This is a genomic window from Methylobacterium goesingense, assembly GCF_022179225.1.
Classification (GTDB): Bacteria; Pseudomonadota; Alphaproteobacteria; order Rhizobiales; family Beijerinckiaceae; genus Methylobacterium; species Methylobacterium goesingense.
Window position 1 is genome coordinate 1 of sequence record NZ_BPQL01000253.1, and the last position, 3,039, is coordinate 3,039.

3 protein-coding genes are annotated in these 3,039 nt (G+C 67.5%); all 3 read right to left on the minus strand.

The window, feature by feature from the left end:
• Window positions 1-962, minus strand: a 962-nt coding sequence (locus tag MFF30_RS25730) for an MSMEG_0568 family radical SAM protein (protein ID WP_238283115.1), incomplete at its 3' end; no start/stop codon positions are given.
• The gene (locus tag MFF30_RS25735) at window positions 916-1,992 is read right to left on the minus strand and encodes a Nit6803 family nitrilase (protein ID WP_238283116.1); all 1,077 of its coding nucleotides are present in this window, start codon (window positions 1,990-1,992) and stop codon (window positions 916-918) included. The genes MFF30_RS25735 and MFF30_RS25730, both read right to left, overlap by 47 nt.
• 82 nt (window positions 1,993-2,074) lie before the next feature.
• The gene (locus MFF30_RS25740) at window positions 2,075-2,557 is read right to left on the minus strand and encodes an MSMEG_0572/Sll0783 family nitrogen starvation response protein (RefSeq protein ID WP_238283118.1); all 483 of its coding nucleotides are present in this window, start codon (window positions 2,555-2,557) and stop codon (window positions 2,075-2,077) included.
• Window positions 2,558-3,039 lie beyond the last annotated feature (482 nt).

A 3,039-nucleotide genomic window follows, 5' to 3' on the forward strand; every position in this document is an offset into this window, starting at 1 on the left:
TCCGGCGACGGTGCCGGATGGCTCTCTAAGGGGGTGCCCGAAATCGGCACGAAGGGTACGACGAAGGGATAGACGTCCATCCCGATCAGGCGCTCGGCCATCGCGAGGATCGCTTCAGGCGCATCGCCGAGACCCGCCAGGATGTAAGTCGAGACCTGGCCCCGCCCGAAGACCGGTACGGCCGCCGCGAAGGCATCGTAATAGCGCTCCAGGGGGACGCTGGCCTTGCCGGGCATGATCCGGGCCCGGACTTCGGGCGTCACCACTTCCAGATGCATGCCGAGCGCGTCGATGCCCGACGCCTTCATGCGTTCGAACCAGCGGTCGTCGTCCGGCGGCTCGCATTGCGCCTGGATCGGAAGATCCACCGCCGCCTTCACCGCGAAAGCGCTCTCGCACAGGATGGAGGCGCCGCGGTCGGTGGCGTTCGGGGTGCCCGTGGTCATCACCATGTGTTTGACGCCGTCCAGCAGCACGGCGGCGCGGGCGACCTCGGCAAGCTGTTCGGGGGTCTTTCGCGCGACGGTGCGGCCCGCGGCGAGGGACTGGCCGATGGAGCAGAACTGGCAGGTCTTGGTCCGGCTGGCGTAGCGGATGCAGGTCTGCAGCACCGTGGTGGCGAGCACGTCCCGCCCGTGCAGCACGGCGATCTTCGCGTACGGCACCCCGTCGAAGGTCGAGAGCGCGTAGAAGCGCGGCTTGCCCGGGAAGGTCACCCGGCCGATCACCGCGCCGTCATGCTCGATCACCGAGACTCCGTCGAGGTCCGGGCGACGCACGAGGAAGGGCGAGTCGAAGGCCGCCTCGGTATGGACCGGCACCATCACGGTCCGGCCCGCGATGGTCATCGCCTTGTGGTCGGACGGCCCGGCGCCGCCGCGCCGGCTCGGGGCCCCGGACCGGCTGTCGGCGAGCCTAACGCCGTAGGATTGCAACGCGTTGATCAGGCGTTCCGTCGGCATCCCGACCAGACCCGACATGACCGGCGGAAGCGTGGGAAGGCTCGTCGGAAGCGGGGAACTGCTCATGGTCGAGGCTCCGGGATTGATGTTGCGAACGGGTCGGCCGGTGCACGAACGAGGCCGGACGGTCGTCGTGCAGGAGGCTGAGAAGCTCGGGGCGGGCGTAGTGGCCGACGGAATCCATCATCCGCTTGCGCTTCGTCACGAGCGCGAGGTCCATGTCGGCGATGAGAATGCCCTCGCCGGGGCCGAGCGGCTCGGCGAGGTGGCGGCCCTCCGGCGAGACGATGGCGGTGCAGTTGCCGCCCCGGCAGGCGCCCCGCAGGCGCTCGTCCGGGCAGACCTGCGCCACCTGCTCGTCGGTGAGCCAGCCGGTGGCGTTGACCACGAAGCAGGCCGCCTCCAGGGCGTGGTGGCGGATCGTCACCTCCATCTGGTCGGCGAAGATCTGGCCGACCAGCGAGCCCGGGAACTGAGCCGCGTGAATCTCCTCGTGCCGGGCCATCAGGGCGTAGCGAGCCAGCGGGTTGTAATGCTCCCAGCAGGCCAGGGCTCCGACCCGGCCGACCGCGGTCTCGACGACCGTGAGCCCGGCGCCGTCGCCCTGACCCCAGACCATGCGCTCGTGGTAGGTGGGCGTGATCTTGCGCCGCTTCAGCGCCAGGGTGCCGTCGGCGTCGAAGACGAGCTGCGCGTTGTAGAGCGAGCCGTGGTCGCGCTCGTTGACCCCGAGCACGATCACGGCGCCGTGGCGGCGGGCGGCGGCCGAGACGGCGTCCGTGACGGGTCCCGGCACCGCCACGGCGCGCTCGTAGAGGCGCAGGTGCTCAGCGCCCTGCAGGGCCGGCGGCAGCACGAAGGAGAAGTACGGGTAGTACGGCACGAAGGTCTCGGGGAAGACCATGAAGCGCGCGCCCTTGGCGGCCGCCGCGTCGATGGCGTTGAGCACGCGCTCGAGTGTGCCCTCGGGCCGGTCGAGGTCGGGTGCGATCTGAACGGCGGCGGCCCGCACGATCCGGTTCTCAGACATGGATGATTCTCCGGCGGTGGCGGCGGCCGCGTCGTGCGCGGCCGCCGGGTGCAACGTCCCGGTCGATGGGCCGAGGGCCCGCTCAGAGCGTCCAGGTGTCGATGATCACCGCGTTGTCGCGCTTGTGCAGGAGCATGCAGTCGAGGACGTCGAGGGGGTTGATCATGCGGATGCCCTCGATGAAGGCGGCCTCGCCGTGGCCGTAGAGAGCCTGAGTCGAGAACCGGCAGGCGTAGACCTTGCCGCCCTCGGCCATGAACTTCTCAAGCTGGTTGTTGAAGTTGAGGTGGCCCGGGAAGGCCTCGTCACCGAGGCGCGGGAAGCCGCGCTGCACGCCGAGGGTGATGCCGGGACCGTAGAGCAGGATCGAGGTCTCGAAGCCCTTGCGCTGCAGGCGGGTGGCCTGGAGGAGGTTCACGAGGCCGATGGAGCCCTCGAAGGCGACGGTGTGGAAGGTGACGAGGGCCTTCTGGCCCGGCTCGGCCTTCACGTCCTCGAAGACCTTCTCCTCGTAGTCGACCAGGTAGTCGCCCTTCTTGTGGGGCTCGCGATTCACTGCCGGCATGGATCTCGCTCCGTGATGGGTTGGACCGCGTCAGCCGAAGCCTCGGGTGGTCACATCCCTCCATGGCAAGCGACATGCCAATGACGGCCGATCAATAAAACCATCAATGCCCTCAAGTAGAATGCATTCAATGGTGCATTCAATGAGGCTGGCGCCTTGGTCCAGGATACTTATCTTCGAATGGTATCCAGATCGGCAGATGCACGCGGGGGCGTCATGGCATGCCTATTCTGACTGCATAGATTGATTGTATTGAATGTATTGCTGCTTGAACTCATTCGGGTAACGACACGGTACGGTGCTTGCTACCCATACAATCAGGCATTGATCGCATCTTGATGGTGTGCTTGGAGAACGGATGGCCTCAGCAACTCGAGACGGGCGACCGACGCCTTCGCATGTCGTGAGCGGGACATGGGCGCCCGACCTGAAGCGTTGGGGGAAGCCCCACTACCTCGCCATCGCCGAGGCCCTGGCGGAGG